The organism is Microbacterium sp. BWT-B31 (assembly GCF_041379855.1).
Taxonomy (GTDB): Bacteria; Actinomycetota; Actinomycetes; order Actinomycetales; family Microbacteriaceae; genus Microbacterium.
Map to the genome: position 1 here is coordinate 136,207 of NZ_JBFECU010000008.1, position 18,943 is coordinate 155,149.

At 66.7% G+C, this 18,943-nt stretch carries 21 protein-coding genes and 1 tRNA gene; 7 read left to right on the forward strand and 15 right to left on the reverse strand.

What is annotated here, in order from left to right; translation table 11 throughout:
• Nucleotides 1-16: 16 nt before the first annotated feature.
• The gene (locus tag AB1K54_RS10360) at nucleotides 17-652 is read right to left on the reverse strand and encodes a TetR/AcrR family transcriptional regulator C-terminal domain-containing protein (RefSeq protein WP_371202667.1); all 636 of its coding nucleotides are present in this window, start codon (nucleotides 650-652) and stop codon (nucleotides 17-19) included.
• 67 nt (nucleotides 653-719) lie between these two features.
• On the opposite strand from AB1K54_RS10360, the gene AB1K54_RS10365 reads away from it, so the two are divergent.
• Complete coding sequence (locus AB1K54_RS10365) at nucleotides 720-1,679, forward strand: zinc-binding alcohol dehydrogenase family protein (protein ID WP_371202668.1); 960 nt, start codon at nucleotides 720-722, stop codon at nucleotides 1,677-1,679.
• Here AB1K54_RS10365 and AB1K54_RS10370 read toward each other — a convergent pair.
• The 8 genes from AB1K54_RS10370 to AB1K54_RS10405 form a co-directional block, all read right to left on the reverse strand.
• Nucleotides 1,676-2,125, reverse strand: a complete 450-nt coding sequence (locus tag AB1K54_RS10370; RefSeq protein WP_371202669.1) for a DUF2809 domain-containing protein — start codon at nucleotides 2,123-2,125, stop codon at nucleotides 1,676-1,678. The two genes, AB1K54_RS10365 and AB1K54_RS10370, sit on opposite strands and share 4 nt — an antisense overlap.
• Nucleotides 2,126-2,189: 64 nt before the next feature.
• Nucleotides 2,190-2,915 carry a VIT family protein gene (locus AB1K54_RS10375; protein ID WP_371202670.1) on the reverse strand — a complete coding sequence of 242 codons (726 nt, stop codon included), beginning with the start codon at nucleotides 2,913-2,915 and terminating at the stop codon, nucleotides 2,190-2,192.
• A 234-nt stretch (nucleotides 2,916-3,149) separates the two neighbouring features.
• Nucleotides 3,150-3,509 (reverse strand): MarR family winged helix-turn-helix transcriptional regulator, encoded by a 360-nt coding sequence (locus tag AB1K54_RS10380; RefSeq protein ID WP_371202671.1) that lies wholly within the window; start codon nucleotides 3,507-3,509, stop codon nucleotides 3,150-3,152.
• A 203-nt stretch (nucleotides 3,510-3,712) separates the two neighbouring features.
• Entirely contained in the window at nucleotides 3,713-4,933 is a 1,221-nt protein-coding gene (locus AB1K54_RS10385) for an acyl-CoA dehydrogenase family protein (RefSeq protein WP_371202672.1), read from the reverse strand.
• Nucleotides 4,934-4,952: 19 nt separating this feature from the next.
• A complete protein-coding gene (locus AB1K54_RS10390) occupies nucleotides 4,953-5,621 on the reverse strand; it encodes a phosphotransferase (RefSeq protein ID WP_371202673.1) in 669 nt (222 codons plus the stop codon).
• Nucleotides 5,618-6,394: an SDR family NAD(P)-dependent oxidoreductase gene (locus AB1K54_RS10395; RefSeq protein WP_371202674.1), complete on the reverse strand. Its 777-nt coding sequence runs from the start codon at nucleotides 6,392-6,394 to the stop codon at nucleotides 5,618-5,620. Before AB1K54_RS10395 ends, AB1K54_RS10390 begins: the two co-directional genes overlap by 4 nt.
• A 285-nt stretch (nucleotides 6,395-6,679) precedes the next feature.
• Entirely contained in the window at nucleotides 6,680-8,209 is a 1,530-nt protein-coding gene (locus AB1K54_RS10400; RefSeq protein ID WP_371202675.1) for a class I adenylate-forming enzyme family protein, read from the reverse strand.
• 5 nt (nucleotides 8,210-8,214) lie between these two features.
• Complete coding sequence (locus tag AB1K54_RS10405; RefSeq protein ID WP_371202676.1) at nucleotides 8,215-9,261, reverse strand: phosphotriesterase; 1,047 nt, start codon at nucleotides 9,259-9,261, stop codon at nucleotides 8,215-8,217.
• 35 nt (nucleotides 9,262-9,296) lie between these two features.
• On the opposite strand from AB1K54_RS10405, the gene AB1K54_RS10410 reads away from it, so the two are divergent.
• The 5 genes from AB1K54_RS10410 (at nucleotide 9,297) to AB1K54_RS10430 (ending at nucleotide 14,648) form a co-directional block, all read left to right on the forward strand.
• Complete coding sequence (locus tag AB1K54_RS10410) at nucleotides 9,297-9,935, forward strand: TetR/AcrR family transcriptional regulator (RefSeq protein WP_371202677.1); 639 nt, start codon at nucleotides 9,297-9,299, stop codon at nucleotides 9,933-9,935.
• A gap of 260 nt (nucleotides 9,936-10,195) precedes the next feature.
• A complete protein-coding gene (locus AB1K54_RS10415) occupies nucleotides 10,196-11,170 on the forward strand; it encodes an aldo/keto reductase (protein ID WP_371202678.1) in 975 nt (324 codons plus the stop codon).
• 149 nt (nucleotides 11,171-11,319) lie between these two features.
• Entirely contained in the window at nucleotides 11,320-13,647 is a 2,328-nt protein-coding gene (locus tag AB1K54_RS10420; RefSeq protein WP_371202679.1) for an MMPL family transporter, read from the forward strand.
• Between the two features lie 109 nt (nucleotides 13,648-13,756).
• A complete protein-coding gene (locus AB1K54_RS10425; RefSeq protein WP_371202680.1) occupies nucleotides 13,757-14,212 on the forward strand; it encodes a MarR family winged helix-turn-helix transcriptional regulator in 456 nt (151 codons plus the stop codon).
• A 277-nt stretch (nucleotides 14,213-14,489) separates the two neighbouring features.
• On the forward strand, nucleotides 14,490-14,648 hold the full coding sequence (locus AB1K54_RS10430; protein ID WP_371202681.1) for a hypothetical protein: 159 nt from the start codon (nucleotides 14,490-14,492) through the stop codon (nucleotides 14,646-14,648).
• A 230-nt stretch (nucleotides 14,649-14,878) separates the two neighbouring features.
• Here the strand turns inward: AB1K54_RS10430 and AB1K54_RS10435 are convergent, their stop codons facing one another.
• Genes AB1K54_RS10435 through AB1K54_RS10455 form a run of 5 tightly spaced genes read right to left on the reverse strand, consistent with a single transcriptional unit; the run spans nucleotide 14,879 to nucleotide 18,331 of the window.
• Nucleotides 14,879-15,259: a hypothetical protein gene (locus AB1K54_RS10435; RefSeq protein ID WP_371202682.1), complete on the reverse strand. Its 381-nt coding sequence runs from the start codon at nucleotides 15,257-15,259 to the stop codon at nucleotides 14,879-14,881.
• A 10-nt stretch (nucleotides 15,260-15,269) separates the two neighbouring features.
• Nucleotides 15,270-15,995, reverse strand: coding sequence for an HNH endonuclease (locus AB1K54_RS10440; RefSeq protein ID WP_371202683.1), 726 nt, complete (start codon nucleotides 15,993-15,995; stop codon nucleotides 15,270-15,272).
• Nucleotides 15,995-16,888, reverse strand: coding sequence for an NgoMIV family type II restriction endonuclease (locus AB1K54_RS10445; protein ID WP_371202684.1), 894 nt, complete (start codon nucleotides 16,886-16,888; stop codon nucleotides 15,995-15,997). Before AB1K54_RS10445 ends, AB1K54_RS10440 begins: the two co-directional genes overlap by 1 nt.
• Nucleotides 16,885-17,853 (reverse strand): DNA cytosine methyltransferase, encoded by a 969-nt coding sequence (locus AB1K54_RS10450; protein ID WP_371202685.1) that lies wholly within the window; start codon nucleotides 17,851-17,853, stop codon nucleotides 16,885-16,887. The genes AB1K54_RS10445 and AB1K54_RS10450 overlap by 4 nt, the downstream gene beginning before the upstream one ends.
• 25 nt (nucleotides 17,854-17,878) lie before the next feature.
• The gene (locus AB1K54_RS10455; protein ID WP_371202686.1) at nucleotides 17,879-18,331 is read right to left on the reverse strand and encodes a very short patch repair endonuclease; all 453 of its coding nucleotides are present in this window, start codon (nucleotides 18,329-18,331) and stop codon (nucleotides 17,879-17,881) included.
• Nucleotides 18,332-18,633: 302 nt separating this feature from the next.
• Here AB1K54_RS10455 and AB1K54_RS10460 point away from each other — a divergent pair, with 302 nt between their 5' ends.
• Nucleotides 18,634-18,771, forward strand: a complete 138-nt coding sequence (locus tag AB1K54_RS10460) for a hypothetical protein (protein ID WP_371202687.1) — start codon at nucleotides 18,634-18,636, stop codon at nucleotides 18,769-18,771.
• A gap of 94 nt (nucleotides 18,772-18,865) precedes the next feature.
• On the opposite strand, the gene AB1K54_RS10465 is transcribed toward AB1K54_RS10460, so the two are convergent.
• Nucleotides 18,866-18,939 (reverse strand) — tRNA-Pro (locus tag AB1K54_RS10465).
• Nucleotides 18,940-18,943 lie beyond the last annotated feature (4 nt).

Below are 18,943 nucleotides of genomic sequence, written 5' to 3' on the forward strand. Positions count from 1 at the left end.
GAGCGACCGCGCGGCGTCAGGCGTCCGCGCCCGATCCGGCCTCGTCGAGCGGGATGCCGAGGGTCAGCCGCACTCCGTCGCGATAGAGGTCGTCGACCGTGCGGCCCGCGGCGAAGTACTCGGTGACGCCCTGGATGGTCGTCGGGAACCGGCGGCGAAGCTCGTCCAGGTCGAGCTCCGGCTGCGCAGAGGAGGCGTTCGTGCTCTGCTCTTCGAGGACGAAGCCGACGGTGTAGCGCTCGATGGTGAGCACGGTGAGGCGCGCGCGGTGCAGACCGACGCCGTGCGCGACGAGCCTCGACATCGCCCGCTCCGAGAAGTCGGCGCGGCGCAGCGAGTCGCGTGACGCCGACACGATGCGGGCGCCGTCGCGATGGGCGAGCATCGCCCGCCGCAGCTGCGCGGCCGCAGAGAGCAGCCACTCCCGCCAGTGGCCGCCGGCGTCCGCGACGGTGGTCGTCGAGAGCGCGTCATCCATGATGGCGTCCGCGAGCGCGTCGAGCAGCTCGGCCTTGCTCTGCACATGCCAGTACAGCGTCGGCGCCTGGACGCCGAGTCGCGTTGCGAGCTTTCGCAGGCTCAGTGCGTCGAGCCCATCCGTGTCTACGAGGCGAAGGGCCTCGTCGATCACCTGCTGCCGATTCAGTGGCATCCGTCTCCTCGCATTGCGCGACACGACCTAAACTAGCCCTCTAACAGCGTTAGAGAAGGAGTGTGCGATGAAAGCAGCAGTCGTCGATCGAGCGGGGGGAATCCCTCAGCTTCGCGATCTGCCCGACCCCGTACCGCGCGAAGGCGAGGTGCTGATCGCCGTCGAGGCCGTCGCCGTAGAAAACGTCGACCGCGCGATCGTCGCCGGCACCCACTACACGGCCGCGGCGTTCCAGGCCGCGCTCCCCGCGATCCCGTGCTTCGACGGCGTCGGGCGCCTGCCCGACGGAACCCTGGTCGGGTTCGGCGGCCTGCAGCCTCCGCACGGAGCACTGGCCCAGTTCGTCACGGTGCCGGCCGCCTACGCGCCCCCGATCCCGGAAGGAATCGAGCCGACCGCCGCGGTCGTCCTCGCGTCGGCGATCAGCGCGATGTGCATGCGGGTCGCAGCCGGGCTGGAGGAGGGCGAGACCGTGCTCGTGCAGGGCGCGACCGGCGTCGCGGGGCGGCTCGCCGTCCAAGTGGCGCGGCTGCTCGGGGCCGGGCGGATCGTCGCCACCGGCCGCGACGACGCCGCGCTCGCCGACCTCCAGCGGCTGGGCGCCGACGAGGTCATCAGCACCGCCGTCACCGACGACGAACTCGTCGACGCCTATCGCCGGCACCGCGGCGACGGCTACGACGTGGTCGTGGACTACCTGTGGGGCAGGCCGACCGAGATGCTCGCCCGAGCCCTCACCCCCGAGAGCTTCGTCATGCCCAAGCCCACGCGCCTCGTCCACGTCGGCGAGTCGGCGGGATCGAGCATCCGACTCTCCGGCGACGCCCTGCGCACGTCGGGCCTGGAGATCTACGGCGCCGCACGCAACCTGGCGACCGGCATGCAGGCCGCGTACGCGCAGGTCGTGGAGTGGATCCGCTCCGGCGACCTCGTCATCGACGTCACCACGATGCCGCTCAGTCGCATCAGCGAAGCCTGGCAGCGCACCGATCTGCGCGGCTCGCGCCTGGTGATCGTGCCCGACTAGAGAGGGGCGGATGCCTCGTGCTCGTCGACGCGGGAGCGCCGGATCCTGCGCCGCCACGCGCCGATCGCCGCGTCGGCTGCCACGAGCAGTCCGACAGTGACCACGTACACGACGAGATCGCGCGCGTCGAACGCGGTGCCGAGCACGAGGAGCACGGGCGGGAACACCGCACCGAATGCGAGCGGCATGCCCGTGAGCTGCAGCAGTTCGATCCCCACGCACCACGCCGCTGCGATCGCACCCGCAGCGAGCGCTGTCAGGCGCGGCCTGATCACGACCGCCACCGCGTACGCGGCCGCGGCGTACAGCGCGTCCCCCGCGATGTCGCTCGCGGACCCGCCGGGAACGACAGCATGCACGCTCAGACCGGCCGTCACCACAAGCGCGAGCGCGACGAGCGCCGTCGCGCGACGGGCGATCCGATGCCGCACCCTCGTTGTCGCCATCCCCCCAGTCTCGCGCCTCGGGGCGGCCATCAGAGCATCGCGGCTCGCCGGCGAGGCGAAGGACTCAGCCGAACCCCGTCCCGAACAGGGACCCCACCAGGAACGTGGCCCCCAATGCCAGAGCGCCGCCGATCGTGGTGCGCACGACGGCCCTCCAGCGGGACGAGCCTCCGATCCACGCCGCCGTGTACCCGGCGACCGCCAGTGCCGCCAGCACCGCCACGAACGTCCACACGATGCGCACGGGGTGCGGCAGCAGCAGGATCGTCAGCATCGGCAGGACGGCGCCGATGGTGAACGCGAGCGCCGACGCGAGCGCCGCGTGCCAGGGGCTCACGACATCGTCCTGGTTGATGTTCAGCTCGATCGACAAGTGCGCCTTGAGCGCGTCGTGCTGGGTCAACTCGAGCGCGACCTGCCGCGCCGTGTCGGGCTGCAGCCCTTGAGCCCGGTAGAGCCCCACCAGCTCTTCGAACTCGCCGTCGGGATCGACCTTGAGCTCACCGCGCTCCTTCTCGATGAGCGCCTTCTCGCCGTCGCGCTGGCTGGACACCGACACGTACTCGCCGAGCGCCATCGAGATCGCGCCGCCCACGAGCGCGGCAGCCCCCGCGAGAAACACAGGCGGCACTGCCGCGGTGGCCCCCGCGACGCCGACGACGACCGCGGCAGTCGACACGATGCCGTCGTTGGCCCCCAGCACGCCGGCTCGCAGCCAGTTCAGACGCTGCGCGAGTCCACCCGCGTGCGGCTCGACCAGGCGCGCCCCGCTCTGCTGTGCTCCCGTCATGTCTCCACGCTAGGTCGCAAAGCGCGGGTCCGCCAGCAAGGCAAGGCGATGCGAAGCGACGCGACGCCTCTGGGACGAAGCGGATTCTCGCAGAAGCAGATCACGGCCAGGCTCAGCCGGCGCACACGGCGAACGGCTCGATCCTGTCCGGCGCCGAAGCCGGACGTCCCCTCGCGCACCGTGGGCGAGGCGTTGAACAAGCCATGGCAGCGAGACCCAACGCTCCCGCGCTCCTCAGCGGTCCATGTGCGCGAGATGATCGAAGAGAGGCAGCGGCAGGCGCGAATGCGGTCCGAAGAATCCCTCATCCGCCGCCTCGACGGCGCTGTTTGCGGCCTGCGCCTTCTCAATGCCCGCAGCAGTTGCCATCACGCGACGGGCGCGACCATCGGCGGGGTCGACGTGTCTGTCGACGAGGCCCTTCTTTTCGAGCGTGCACACGTTCGCGAAGATCGACCCTCTTTCCGAGGAGACGGAGATGTACAGCGCCGACACGCCGGGGGTGCCAGCCGCGAACTCAAGGCCCAGCGACACCCAGGAGGAAACGAGATCGTGAAGGATCGCTTGTTCGCTCATCGCGATGTCATCTCCCATCGGTTCAGCAGCAACGTGTCAATTCGGCTAGCCGAGGTCGCCGTGGGCCGTGGCGAACCGACGGGTCGGAGCACCGAGAAGCCGCATGGTCGGCATCGTGACAGTCAACTCGACGGGTCGAACTCGAGTCCAGAGTCATTTGTTGCAGGCGATGGCCGGGTTGTGTGGTGGGGGCCGGTCGCGGTTTGCGCACGACACCAGCGTCACGCTCTGGCGACTCGGCGGATCTCGGCACGGCCGAGCGCATGAAGGTGGACTTCGTCGGGGCCGTCGGCAAGACGCAGGGTCCGGATGGCCGCGTAGTCGCGGGCAAGCGGAAAGTCCTGAGAGACGCCCGCGCCGCCGTAGGTCTGGATCGCTTTGTCGAGGATCCACTGGACAGTGCTGGGCGTGGCGATCTTGATGGCCTGGATCTCGGTGTGCGCACCCCGGTTGCCGACGGTGTCCATGAGCCAGGCGGTCTTGAGCACGAGCAGGCGGAGCTGCTCGATCCGCACGCGCGACTGCGCGATCCATTCGCGCACGACGCCCTGCTCTGCGAGGGCTTTGCCGAACGCCACGCGGGAGGCGGCGCGCTCGGACATGAGTTCGATGGCCCGTTCGGCGACGCCGATGGAGCGCATGCAGTGATGGATGCGCCCGGGTCCGAGGCGCGCCTGAGCGATCGCGAAGCCGGCCCCCTCCTTACCGATGAGATTGGTGACGGGAACGCGAACGTCTTTCAGCTCGATCTCGGCGTGGCCGCCGTGCTCGTGATCGTCGTATCCGAAGACCTCCATCGCCCGCTTTACGGTGAGGCCTGGCGTGCCGCGGGGAACGAGCACCATCGACTGCTGGCGATGCCGGTCGGCCGAGGGGTCGGTCTTGCCCATCACGATGAAGATGGCGGCGTTGGGATTCATGGCGCCGGTGGTCCACCACTTGCGTCCGTTGATGACGTATTCATCGCCGTCACGGACGATGCTCGTCTCGATGTTGGTGGCATCGGAGGAGGCGACGTCGGGCTCGGTCATGGCGAAGCCGCTGCGGATCGCGCCGTCGAGCAGCGGGTCGAGCCACGTCCTTTTCTGTTCGGGGTTGCCGAACTCAGCCAGCACCTCCATGTTGCCGGTGTCGGGCGCCGCGCAGTTGAAGGCAGCGGCGGTGAGCGGACCGGCATATCCGGTCATCTCGGCAAGCGGTGCATACTGCAGATTGGTCAGACCGGCACCGCGCTCGCCGGGGAGAAAGAGATTCCACAGACCGCGCCGTCGAGCCTCGGCTTTGAGCTGGACGAACGCAGGCACGGTGTCCCACGCCCAGCGGTCGTCCTGGGCGTCGAGCTGTTCCTCGAAAGCGGCGGTTGCGGGTGCGACGAACTCGTCAGCGAAGGCGCGGACCTCCGCGATGAGCTGCTCGGTCTTGTCGTCGTGTGCGAAGTGCATCTGGCGGACCTCTCTCGTGTTACTGGTCGAGCGCGGACAGACCCGCGTCGAGCATGGGATGGATGGCCTCGCCGATCCCTTCGAAGCCCGTTCCCACGGTCTCGCCCCGCAGGTGGCGGAAGCGGATGCCTTCGATGATGCCGGCGAGTTCTAATGCGGCCAGGCCGAGGTAGAAGCCGAGTGGGTCAGGTCGCGTCGGCTGGCATCTTCGTATCGCGCGACGATCTCGGCCTCGGTGAGCCAGCCGGGGGCGTTCGCGACATCCGTCACCGTTTCGACGTCTGTCCAGTCGGCCATGCGCTGATAGGTCAGCATGAGTCCTGCCACGGCGGGGTCGATGGCGTGAAGATGCGCCATCACGTCGATGAACTGCTCCGAAAGGGCTCTCGTGCGGTCGGCGCCGAGGGGCGCGAGCCCGGCCGCCCGTCGCATGCAGCGCCGACATCGTGCGGTACTCGCGTGCCATGTCGTGGGCCGTCGCGAGGACATGGCCGAGCGGAGGGCGACGCAGCACCCAGGACGATGCGCCGTCGCTGCTCTCGGAGGTGAGGTTGGACTTGCCTCCGGCCAGACGCCGGGCAGTGAGATCTGCACCGGATCCGACGTGCTCGGTCAGCCAGGGCGCCAGTCGGTCGAGGTCAAGGCCCGGCAGACCGTGGCGCTGAGTGGCGCTCGTCGTGCCTCTCATGCGGTGTCGATCCTCTGCTGCAGCCGGTTCATCTGCGTGAGCCAGAGGTCGGTGTCGGAGGCGCGAGCCGTGTAGTAGCCGGCGACCTCGGGGTGCGGCAGGATCAGGAACCGATCATCGAGCAGCCCCTGCCACACGGCCTCAGCCACGTCCTCGGTGGCAAGCGCGGAGTCGCGAGTGAGCAACTCCTGCAGCGGACCGGCCTGCTCGAGCATCGCGGTGCGCACGCCTTGGGGGCAGATAGCCTGCACCACGAGTCCACGGTGACGGTACGTGGCAGAGAGCCACTCCGCGAACGCAAGAGCGGCGTGCTTCGAGACGGAGTACGTCGCCGAACCGAGCATTGTCAGCAGCCCCGCCGCCGAGGCTGTGACGACGAACCGGCCCACGCCGTTTTCGAGCCACGACGGCACGAGCAGGCGCGCTGCCCTGACGTGCGCCATGACGTTGACCTCCATGACGGCCTTCCAGTCGTCCTCCGTCGCATCCAGGCCGACGCCGCGTTCTATGCCCGCATTGCCGAACCAGATGTCGATGTGCCCCAGCTGAGCGCGAGCCGCGCTCACGAGCTGTGCCACCCCGTCCTCGGAGGCGGCATCCGCGACGACGGCGTGCCCCGAGACAGCATCGGCGACGGCCCGCACCTCGTCATCGAGCAGATCGGCGACGACGACGCGCGCCCCTTCCGCGGCCAGGCGCTCTGCGAGTGCACGACCGATACCGCGTGCGGCACCGGTGACGACGACGCCCTTGCCCTCGACGGGATTCTTCATGTCACACTCCCTGCGTCAGGGTCAGACCACCGTGGATGGGCACCGTCTGCCCGGTGATACAGTCGGCCTCGCCGGAGAGCAGGAAGACGGCTCCCGCGTCGTCCTCCGGGACTCCGAGACGCTTGGATCGATGATCGCGCCGCAGGACGAGCGATCCCGGCCCGGCCGATGCCGCGGGTGGCTCCCGCCACCACGGCGGTCTTGTCTTCGAACGCGCCCGGCATGGATCCTCCTCTTATCGTGGTCGGGGTGGTCGGGGTGGTCGAGGTGGTCGGTCGACTGGGGTCAACGACGCGGGAGGCCCCAGTGGATGCCGTCCCGCAGCCGGTGCTTGAGGACCTTGCCGCCGGCGTTCCGCGGCAGCGGCCCGGTGTGCACCGCGACGTACTGCGGGACCTTGTAGTCCGCCAGGCGCGTTCCGAGATCGGACAGCACCTTCTCCACGTCGAGGTCGTCGCCGGCGGGCACGATCACGGCGCCGACCTTCTCGCCCATCACCTCGTCGGGGACGCCGAGGACGGCGGCTTCGAGGACTCCGGGCGTGCCGAGCAGTGCGGCTTCGACCTCGACGCTGGCGACGTTTTCCCCGCCGCGGTTGATGAGGTCCTTGACGCGGTCGACGAGCCGGATGCGTCCTTCCTCGTCGACCGTGACGACGTCGCCGGTGCGGAACCAGCCGTCGGTCAGTGCGGGATCGGCACTGCCCCAGTATCCGGCGAGCACATTCGGGCCGCGGACGAGCAGCTCGCCGTGGTCGGTCCCGCCGACGGGATCCAGCGCGATGTCGATGACCGGGACGGGGAAGCCGATCGAGTCCGCGTGCTCCGCGGCGTCGCGGTCGGGGAGCACGCTGATGAGCGATGCCGTCTCCGTCATGCCGAAGCCGTTGAACACCCGCGCCCACGTGAACGTCGCACGCAGCGCCTCCACCAGGCTGGCGGCGATCGGCGCGCCGCCGTATCCCACCAGACTCACGCCGCTGACGTCGGCCGGGCTGTTGGCGAGCCGCCGCACGAGCAGGTTGTAGACGGCCGGAACCGTGACGATGAACGTGATCCGCTCCGACGTCAGCGCCGCGAGGAAGGCGTCCAGATCGAGCCCTGGGAGGATGACCGACGTGCCTCCCAGATAGGCCGCGGTGAGCAGCTGCGAGTTGCACCCGGTGACGTGGAACAGCGGAACGGAGATCAGGGTGCGCAGGTCTCCGCTCTTGTCACGCGGGATGTCGAGGGCCCGCACCATGGTCTCGGCGTTGCTGAGGAACGCGTGGTGGGTGGTGGGTGCCGCCTTCGGGTGACCGGTCGTGCCGGACGTGTAGAAGATCGCGGCCACGTCATCCGGCCTGGCTCCCGCGTGCACGTAAGGCTCTCCCGAAGGAAGCGGAGCTGTGGGTCCGAGCACGATCCGCACGTCGGCGATCCGCAGCGCGTAGTCGACCTCTGGCTCGGCGAAGCGCGTGTTCACCGCCACCGCGATGCCTCCGGCGAGCAGGGTCCCCCAGAACCCGACCACCCAGTCCACGCCGGCGGCATACCGCAATGCGACGCGGTCGCCCGGCTCGAGGCCGACGGCGAGCAGCCCGCCGGCGACGCGAGATGCCCTGTCGAGGAGCCCGGCGTAGCTGAGCCTCTCGCCGCCGAGCTCGACGACGGCCTCGACGTCGGGGGTCGCGGCGGCCCAGTGCGTGAGCACGTCGATCAGGCTGGCCGGCAGGTCATCGTAGTGGCGGATGCCGTCGGCGTCCTCGTGGGTGTCTTCGAGGCCGAACGGGTTGAGCGGGCTGCGCGGCAGCGGCCGGATCGCGGTCGAGGTCATCGCCCTCACTCCCCTACCAGGTATCGCCGCGGGTTCTCAACGAGCATCGTGGCGATCGCGTGTTCGCCGACCCCCTGCTCGCGCAGCATCGGCAGCACGTCGTCGTGGATGTGCGTGTAGTGCCAGTTGGGCAGCGCCGCCTCCCGGGTCCCCGGGGGGAGCCAGTCGATGTGGCAGGACGCGTCCTGAGACAGCATCAAACGGTCGGCGTATCCCTCGTCGACGAGCGTGGCCACGGTGGCGATGCGCTGATCGTCGGGCAGGAAGATGTCCAGACCGAACCGATCCATTCCCAGATACGAGCCGCCGTCGATCACCCGATGCAGGTAGTCGAGGTCGGCAGTGTCGCCGCAGTGGCCGATCACGAGCTTCGCCGGGTCTATGCCGGCCCGAGTGAACCATTCCTGAGCGACCAGGCCGGTGCCGTGCGGCGCGCTCGAGTGGACGGTGATGGGTGCGCCGGTCTGCAGACTGGCCTCGGCGACGGCGGCGAAGATCCGCTCCACCCCCGGGGTGAGGGTGTCGTCGATCGCGCACTTCAGGAACCCCGCCTTGACAGCCGTGCCCGCGATGCCCTCGGTGAGGTCTTTGACGAACATGTCCACCATCGCCTCGGGACCACCCAGCAGCGTGCCCGGTCCGTGGAAGTGGAAGAAGAGCGGCACGTCGTTGTACGTGTAGATGCCGGTCGCCGCGACGATGTTGATATCCACCTGGCTGTTGATCTCGATGACGCGCCGGATGTCCCGGCCGTGGCCGATGACGGTCGGATCAAGGATCGAGTCGACTCCCTTCTCCTTGAGCGCCCTGAGACGGGCAACGGCATCGGTGACGCGGCTCGCCTCGTCCCACAGTTCCGGATAGTTGCTCTCGATCTCTTCGTCACGCACGAACACGTGCTCATGAACGAGCGTCGCGCCGAGGCCGTCTGCTTCGATCGGCCCGCGCACTGTCTCGATTCCACTCATGGAAGTCCTCCTGACATCATTGGCAGATGAGACACATTGAGCATCTGTCTCACATCTTGAGAGTAAATGCGTCGCGCCCGACATGCAAATCTGGACTCGGTCTGGGGGCGAACGGGCGCATGGCGGACTCGAACGACGAGGTGCCCAAGTGCGCGTTCTTCGCCGCGGGAACAGCGACAATGAGTACCGTGCCCTCGCCGAAACACCAACTCCGCGTCACCGATGACGAGATCGTCGACCGTGCTACCGCGCTCTATCTGGCTGCGCGCCCGATCGACATGTCCTCACTCGCGGCAGACCTGGGGCTTTCACGCGCCACCCTCTACCGCCGCGTCGGAAACCACGAGGATCTGCTCGGCACGGTGCTGTCCGCCCAGACCGAGGCGACGTTCCGTAGCGTGAGGCGGCCGCGGGACGTGCACGGGTTGACGGCCGTCACCACCACGCTCGAGGCGTTCATCCACGCGATCATGGCGTCGGCGCCTGTCCGCTCGCTCATCGAGCGGGACGCTGCGCTGTTCATTCGCGTCGTGATGGGCCGCGGTCCCGTGGAGGACAGTGCCTCCCGGATGATCGCCGAACTGCTCGAGGAAGAATTGAGCGGTCAGCTGGACGCTGACCCTGCACTGCTCGCGCGTGCGATCGTCCGGCTGTCGGACGCGATGATCTACACGCATCTGCTCGGCGACAGCGAGCCGGAAGTGGACGAGGCGGTGACCCTCGTGAGGATGCTGCTCGACGCCGCCGTGGGCCGTTAGTCAGTCGAACAGGTCGGGATCGGTGCGGGAGATCTGTGCGCGCGGTTGGCCTCTCGTGGATATGACGGCGTTGGGCAACGGAGTCTTGCCGCCGCAGGCCGTGCTCACTTGAAGCGCTACTTGGGGTTGCCTAGGCAGTAGGAGCCTTGACCTCTGACTCGATCGGACTCGAACCTCAAGAACGGACGAGCATGCGCTCGGACGCGGCAGGTCAGAACGGCTCCGTTTGTTTAAACAGAGCTCTGGTATATCATCGAACTATGCTTCATGAAGAAAACGCGGCCTCTCGCCACCTTGGGTCATTGGCCGTCTCCGCAGTGGGATTAGGCTGCATGCCACTGACCATGAGCTACGGAGCCAGCCATCGACGGCATGCGGGTTCCGTCATCGGCGGGGCCCTTGACCTTGGCGTGACGCACTTCGACACCTCCGACATGTATGGCTCGGGTGCGAACGAGCGCGTCGTCGGCGCGGCCTTGGGTGGCGACCGACGCAACGTGACGCTTGCAACGAAGACCGGCATCAGGGCTATCGCCGGAATTCCCTACCGCGTGACGGGAAGCCCGAAGTACATTCGCCGAGCGGTGGAACGAAGCCTGCGCCGTCTTCGGACCGACTGGATCGATCTGTATTACCTGCATCGCGTCGACCCTCAGGTGCCGATCGAGGAGAGCATTGGGGCGATGAGCGAGCTTGTCCGAGCCGGCCTGGTTCGCGAGGTCGGGGTCAGCGAGGTGGACGGCGATCAGCTTCGACGGGCTCATGCAGTGCATCCGCTTGCGGCGGTGCAAATGGAATGGTCACTGTTCGAGCGCGGTCTGGAGCGAGAGTTGCTTCCCGCCGCTCGCGATCTCGGCGTAGCGGTCACGGCCTACGCGCCGCTCGGGCGCGGCATGTTGACCTCGACGGTATCGAATCCAGCGCGCCTGGGCACATTCGACATCCGCAGAACTCTTCCCCGCTGGCGAGGCGCGAGCCTGCCCCGTCACCTCACTGCTGCCACGGAGATCAATCGCATCGCGCAGACGTTCGGGGCCTCCTCGGGTCAGCTCGCGCTCGCATGGCTCCTCGCGCAGGGCGACGATGTTGTACCCATTCCAGGGACTACGAATCCGGTTCATGTCGAACAGAACGTTCGGGCTACGCAACTGCGCATCGACTCCGCAACCCTGCGACAAGTCGCGGACATCGCTGCTGATGCGAGCCACGGAAACACGCGACTCGATCATCGATGACCGGCGCGCGCTCTTCATCTGCGCGGGAGCGGGGTTCACCATTTCCTGCCTCTGCGTCGAGATGCCCGACCCCGCACACGCCGCGGGCTCTTTTACGACGCTAGAGAACGTCTCCTTCCCCATGACTACAAAGGCATCCAACTAGAACCATGTCGAAAACTACCTCGACCTCGTCTCCAGCCCGCCGAGGTTTCGGCCGCGTCGCCGCTGCTCTGATCGCCACGTTCTGGGTCGTGCTCACGATCGTCGGCGCTCTGGGAGCCTCAAAGATCGAAGATACCCTCGGCGACGTGGGGTGGGCACCCCACGGCGCACAGTCAGAGATTGTCACCGAAGGAACCAAAGAGGGGTTTGTCGGAACAGGCCTGACTTCCCTGACAGCAGTTGTCACCGATGTGGAGCACACCTCGGATGACCCTGTTTTCGAGCAGCGATCAGCAGACGTAGCAGCTTTCATCGATACGGAGCTCGAGCTCGACGTATCCTCGCACATCGGCTATGCCACCGCGGGCTCTGGTCGTGACGGGTTCCTGGGGAAGGATGGGCGCACCTCCCTCATCCAGTTGGGCTCGATGCTCGATGCGGACACGATGGCGAGCCGAGTGCTCGAAGCGCAGAGCAAGCTCGATGACCACTTCCAGGCGAAGGGCCTGCGCGTCGAACTGGTGGGCACCCAAGCGTTCCTCACCGAGATGAGCACCGCAAGCATGACAGGGTTGGGGCAAGCCGAGATGCTTGCATTCCCGCTGATCATCGTGGTCCTGCTACTGCTGTACCGAAGTGTCGCCGCCACCCTCACGTCGCTTGTCGCAACAGGAACCACGATCATGCTGACCCTGGGGATCATCAACTGGATCGGCACGAACTGGTTCGACATGTCGGAGTTCACGCTCAACTCCGTGACCATGCTCGGCCTAGGCATCTGCGTCGACTACACGCTATTCATCGTCCGCCGGTTCCAAACCGAGCTGCAAGAGGGGCAGAGTGTCTCCGACGCTCTCCGAACGACGATGCGTACCTCGGGAGAGGCCGTAATCGCGTCCGGCGTCACCGTCGCCTTGGCAATGTCTGCACTGTTCTTCATCGACTCCGCCGTCATCCGCTCCATCGCGATCGGCGTCGTCGTGGTCGTCATCGTCTCCATTCTCGCGGCCACCGTCCTGACTCCGGCACTACTTCGACTGCTCGGAACGCGAATCAGCTGGGGGCGCATCCCGTTCCCCAAGCGGAAGAACCGACGAGAGCCACGCCCGAACTTTGCAACCAGACTCGCGCAGCGACGCCCGTGGCTCGTGGTCATCGCATCGGTCGCTGTGCTCGGAGCACTCATCGTCCCCGCAACCCACATCGCCGTCGGCAGCGCAGACGCCTCCGTGGCTCGGGAAGACGCGCCCGTGCGGCAGGGCTTCGAACGAATCACAGAGCAGTTCTCCGTCGGAGCCACTGCCCCGATCCAGGTGCTCGTCGACGCCGGAACCGACGGCATCTCCAGCCTCGACACTGCAGAACTACGCGGACTCATCGAGGCCATCGAAGACAGCGCCCATGTCGAAACGGTCGCTGAGCCACTGACCGCCCTCACCGCGATCCGCCCTGACCAGCCGCTCGCCGCTGCAGACAAGAGCACTCTGAAGCATCTACCGAACGGAGAGCAGCACGCACTCGGAACGATGCTCTCCGATGATGGGCAGCGCATCCTCATCACCGCGCTCCCGAAGGGGTCAGCAACGAGCGAAACAGCCCGACAAGCACTCTTCGACATCCGAAACGCGGTTGCCGATCAAGCCGTGAACGGGGCGAGTGTCAGTGTTGGCGGCGAGACCCAGATCAACGAGGAAGCCACAGAAGTCATCGCCCAATGGCTACCCACCGTGATCGCCATCATGCTGACGATAATCCTCCTGCTCATGATCGTGACGTTCCGGTCGATTCTCATCCCGCTCCTCACCGTTACCCTGAACATCCTCAGCGTTGGCGCGACATTCGGCATCATGGTGCTGGCCTTCCAAGACGGCATCGCCGCCTCGCCGCTCGGGTTCACGCAACTGGGCCACCTCATTAACTGGGTGCCCGTGCTTCTCATCGCGTTGCTGGTGAGCCTCGCCACCGACTACCAGGTGTTCATCCTCACTCGCATCCGCGAATACGTGCGCACCCCGGGAACGACAACACAGGAGGCCATCGCCAGGGGTATGCGAGAGACCGGACCGCTCATCACCGGTGCCGCTCTCCTCATGGTCGTCGTCTTCGGGGCATTCGCATTCACCGGCGTCGTGCCCATCCAGCAGTTCGGATTCGGCCTGGCGATCGGCGTCGCCTTCGACGCCACGATCGTACGCATGTTCCTCGTCCCGGCATGCCTCACCCTGCTCGGCAAGGCTGCGTGGTGGCCAGGAATCCGCACCCAGAGCGGTATGGCCGCCTCGGATGTGCGGATAGTTGCACAGGAACCGGAGACCTCTCCTGTGAGACAGTAGTAGATGACGGCGCGGTGCGCGGCGACCTCGAACAGGAGTTCCGTGCACCGCGCCACAGGAGACATCGCCAGCGGTCCTAGCAGGAGCCGCGCAGGGGGAAGGGGTCAACGTGGTAGCGGAGGTTCCGGACCATATCGCCAACAGAATCGGCAGCTACTTGAAGCTGGCCGACAACGCGCTGACAGGCGCGAAAACAAAGGCATTGCGACCCCACGGGGTAACAGTCCCTCAGTACGTGACCCTCATGGCCCTGCACATTCTCCCCGGACAGTCCATCGCCCAACTCGCGCGTACCGCTTCTCTCACTCCGCAGACAATGTCCACGATTCTCGGGAATCTCGAGAACAAGAAACTGGTCACCCGGGACCACTCGCCTTCGCACACCAGGATCGTGCTCCTCAATCTCACCGACGAAGGCCACCGCGTCGCGCTCGCCGCCGACGAAGCCGCCCACGAAATCGAGCAACAAATCACCGACGCATTCCCCCCTCAAGAACTCGAACAGACGCGAACCGTGCTCGGCAAGATTGTCGAGATCCTTCGAACGAGCACAGACGAAAGCTGAACGCCCGTGGTCCGGTGGGCGAACCGCTACAACACCCGCAGGCGCCACTCCGCGATCGGCCACGTGAGCCCGAAAAACCACGAGATGCCAGCGCAGCCGCGAGATCAGCTAGCCTCGCGGACGCGCCACAACCGAACCGACACCGTGTCCACGATCGAGGGTCAAGGCCCGAGGCTGGCGCAGTCGGCATCGGCCATGCCGCCGCCGCGCTCGGCCCGGCGATGAGCGCGTGAGCCGGGCGCGGACTCCCGCGGAGCGCTTCGATGAGGCGTGGGAGATGAGCAACGTGCTCGCCGGCGGCTTCGATGACGTGCCCACGACGGCGGGCGATCCGCCGCGCGTCGTCGCGCCGCCCGTGACGCCTCCCGAGCAGCCCGCGGGAGGGCGTCTGAGGCAATCCACCCGCTGTGTGCGCAATCCGTGTGCGGTGCCCTGAAACGACGAATCCCCGGTGAGCTATTTCTAGTCTCACCGGGGATTCTTCCGTCGGGATGACAGGATTTGAACCTGCGACCCCTTGACCCCCAGTGCGACGGATTAGTGCTGTCTCATTCGTCCTCCCGCGGTTTCATGCGGGAGTCCGTTCTGCTCGTGCTCTCTCGTCCGCTCACAGAACCGATGGTCCGGTGCCGTCTGTGTGCGCGTTGTGTGCGCCCACAGATCGGCTCAGATGTTGCCCGACGACCAGCCGGTGACCTCGGAGAGCGCGCCGCGCCACAGCGGCATCGTGAGTGTCGTCCCGCCCGCGAGAATCGACGCGTCGCGCATGTGCAGGAATCCCTCGGAGAGCGCCGCCAGGCGGTCAGGCCCCAGCTCCATAAACGACTGCGCGAGCGAATGGGCCACAACGTCGCCGCCCTCGCCCGCCCCGTCCATGAGGTCCAGCAGTCCGTCGAACCACTCGCGCGATCCGATGGCGATGCCTGAGACGGTCGCGCCGCCGACGTGGACCGTCAGGCCCCAGCGCCCGCCCAGCTCCGTGATGCCCTTGACCAGGCCGTAGAGCAGCAGATCCTTCTGCTCAGCCTTCGCGCTGTCGTCGTCCATTGGCAGCTCCCTACGCGTTAGCCGTTTTGTGCATCGACTCCACAAGCTGCCGCACTTCCACGGGAGTGATCAACGCCCCGCGGTGACACATGCGATGACAGTTCGCGCAGAGCAACGCAAGGTCGCTCAACGACGTCGTAGTAGGTCCGGACACGTGCAACGGCACGACGTGGTGCACCTCCACGTACCCAGCGCCCCGCTCGCCGTAGACCGCGCCGAAGTCGAAGCCACACGCCTCACAGCTCAGCGCTCCCCCGGCAAGCTGGACGGCCCGGATCTTGTCCGCGCGGATGCCCCGATCCCGCTCGCGCTTTCGAGCCAGGTACTCCAGAATGCCGCCCTCACCGGCGGTCACGTCGTCCAGCCAGAACTCATCGCTATTGCCGGGCAGGGCCTCGCCTGACTCCAGCGCGGCGCGGATCGCGGCGGCGCGTGCCTTCATCTCGTCCGGCCGCTCGCGGAACGCGACAGCGATCTGCTCGTCGTACGGACCGTGCCGCGTCGGCTTGCCGCTGTAGGACGGATCTGCCGTCATGATGTCGTAGGTCTTGCGCTGGATGCTCGACGGGCTGCGGAAGTTCTCGGGCAGGGACTCCCCGGGATGCAGTTGACCGTCGCGGAGCAGATTCGAGAGCTTCACCGCGACCGGATTGGTGGCGCGGACACCGACCCAGCCGTTCTGAGCGAGCAGGTCGGCAGCCAGGATCAGCTCGTCATAGGTCCAGTTCGCGACCATCAGACCGCGAGGTCCAACGGAAGGTCGGCGATGTCTCGGAGACGCCGTCCATCGACAAGGGTGTCCAGCATCTGCACCGCGTCGGGGTCGCCTGACCGCTTGGTCGCGGCGAGCAATTCAGGGAGCGCGAAGTGGTAAACCGTGTCGAGATCGCCCGTGCCCAGTGCCAGCGAAGCCAGCCTGAACGGAGTTGGCTCAGCGGTAACGACTGCGATGTGCGGGGTCCGCCCCTTCCGGTTGCGAATAATGTTCAGCGCCTCACTGCGCGCATTTTGAGCACGGTCGCTCCGAAGCGTCCACTTGCAGGAGATAACGGCGTGCACGATGCCATGGGGCTGATTCGCCGAACGGAGCGGAGCCAGGTTGGCAGCCGATCCGTCCACAAGGTTATCGACGGAATTGATCGTCGCGTCCGCCTCGGGGTTTCGGATAACAATCACATCGGGCGAGATCTCGTAGGAATTGCCTAGCACGCTCGCAAGAGTCGGATCTCTGTCGATGGCCTTGGCGAGGTCGTCGAGATGGCGATACGGATCGTACTTCGCGAGGTGGTGAACCTTGTTCCGCGCTCCGCCAACGTTATTCACTTGCCAGTCTCCGGGGCGGAGCGTCGAGAGCCGCGGAAACGTGCTCGCGAGGAACGACTGCACTGCCCGCTCAAACTGCGTACCTGCGGACTGCCCTACATGGCGTGCCTGGGCGTGCGGTACGCCGAGCTGGCTCGCGATATCGAGCCCAAGCCGCACCGACAGGGGCGATGATGCGTCGGCGAACGTCGCAGAGTCAAACGGCGCGGGTGCGTTCTTCGGCTTTACCTGTGCGACGACGAGGGTGCCGCTCGCGATCAGGCCCTGGTGGAATGCCGCTCGCTCGTCAGTGATCAGCGCGCTCATGCGGCGACTGACACGCCGCCCGCTGCTGCCAGCGCGGTTGCGATCTGGACGCCGACAGCTTTCGCCACAGGCGGCGGGAATGCGTTGCCCACCTGGCGGTACGCGTTAGTCTTTGCGCCGGTGATCTGCCAATCGTCCGGGAACCCCTGGACGCGAGCCGCCATCCGGACCGTGAGGCGGGGATCGCCCTCGAAGCCCGGTTCTGGTGCCCGTTCGGCGATGGTCGAGCCGTTCACGCCAAGTTCTGCCCACGCGCGGCGCGCACGTGTAGGCCCGAGATCCGGTCCCCCATGCTTCTTCGAGCCGCCCACGAGTGTCGGGGCGATGCGGTCCGCACGATCAGCCCAGGCGTCCGCCCCCTCCCATCCCTCCGCACTCATCAGATCGCGGAGCAGTTCGCCGACGGTCGCCGTCTTCTCGGGCGCTGGCTCTGGGTACGTGAATGTGCCGCCTACGCCCTTCCGCACACCAACTGCAATGACGCGCGGACGGAGCTGGGAGACGCCGTAGTCGGATGCCTGAAGCAGCTTCCACTGCATCGAGTACCCAAGCGCGCGGAGCTTCTCCGTGACACTCTCGCGGTAGTCATCGAAGACGGGATCGAGCAGCCCCCGCACGTTCTCGATCATCACTGCTTTCGGCCTGGTGATACGCACGAGATCGATCATCGCGGGAAAAAGGTCACGTTCATCCGCCGCGCCGAGTTGCTTCCCGGCTTTGGAGAATGGCGGGCAGGGCACGCCTCCCGCAACTAGATCAACGCCTTCGTACTCGGCAGCGTGATCCTTTATCCAGCGCACGACATCGCCCTCAAACACGTTCCACTCAGGACGGTTCTCGCGAAGCGTGTTGCACGCGTGCCTGTCGATCTCGACTGCCGCGACATGCTCAAACCCGGCCTGTTCGAGTCCGAGCGCCTGTCCGCCGGCGCCCGCGCAGATCTCGACTGAAGTCAGTCCTATCACTGTCCGCCCTTCCTCCCAACAGAGATTAGCCGGACCCCTCCGACACCAGCGGAGGCGCACCGAACACTGCGGCCGTCACAGCCGCCTCGATCGCATCGGCGACGTTTCCCGCAGGTTCATGTGCCCAGAATCTGAGCACTGTCCACCCGGCCGCTGTCAGCATCGCGGTGGTCTGAGCGTCGCGCCGCTGGTTCCCTTCGATCTTCGGCACCCAGTATTCGAGGTTGGACTTGGGCATCACGAAGTGATCGGCGCAGCCGTGCCAATAGCAACCGTCGATGAACACGGCGATCCTGCGGCGGGTGAACACAATATCGGCGGTCCGTCGGACACCGGCCACGGGCCGGAAGTTCGTCCGGTAGCGCATCCCGCGGGCATGAAGGATCGACCTGACCGCAAGTTCAGGCGCTGTGTCCCGGGAGCGAATCGCACTCATGTTGCGGCTACGTTGCTCGCTGACCGGCGATGGCTCCTCCATCCCGGCAGGCTAGATGACGTCGATCCATGCGCCAACCCCAGCGGCGAACGGACCTCAGCGCCTGCGGATGACTCGGCGGGGATCGTTGGCCGTGCCGGGCAGCAGCAGTGCGCCGCCGGGGATGCGTGGCCCGCTTCTCGCCGCCTCCTGAGCGGCGAGCAGAGGCGGGAGCTGCGGGCGTGCATCCCTCAGTGTGCGGACGGCCCGCACGCCGGATGCGCCGGGAATCGTGATGTAGCCGTGGCCCACCTCCCCGCGCTCCTCATGAGGAGCCGACCGCGCTCCGGGTAGGAGCCGCGTCCGTGTGCGCTGAGCCGGGCTGTGGCAAGCCCGCGAAACAGTACGGGCGCTGCGCACAGCACGCCGCGGAGCTGTTCGAACGCGCGTGGGACTACTCCACGGACGCGGTGCGCGACATGCCGCCGACGGAGGGCGGCTGAGGCGTTCCGCGGCCTGTGTGCGCAATCTGTGTGCGCTCGCCGGAAATGACGAATCCCCGGCGAGGCTTTCTCAGCCTCACCGGGGATTTCTCTGTCGGGATGACAGGATTTGAACCTGCGACCCCCTGACCCCCAGTCAGGTGCGCTACCAAGCTGCGCCACATCCCGTTGT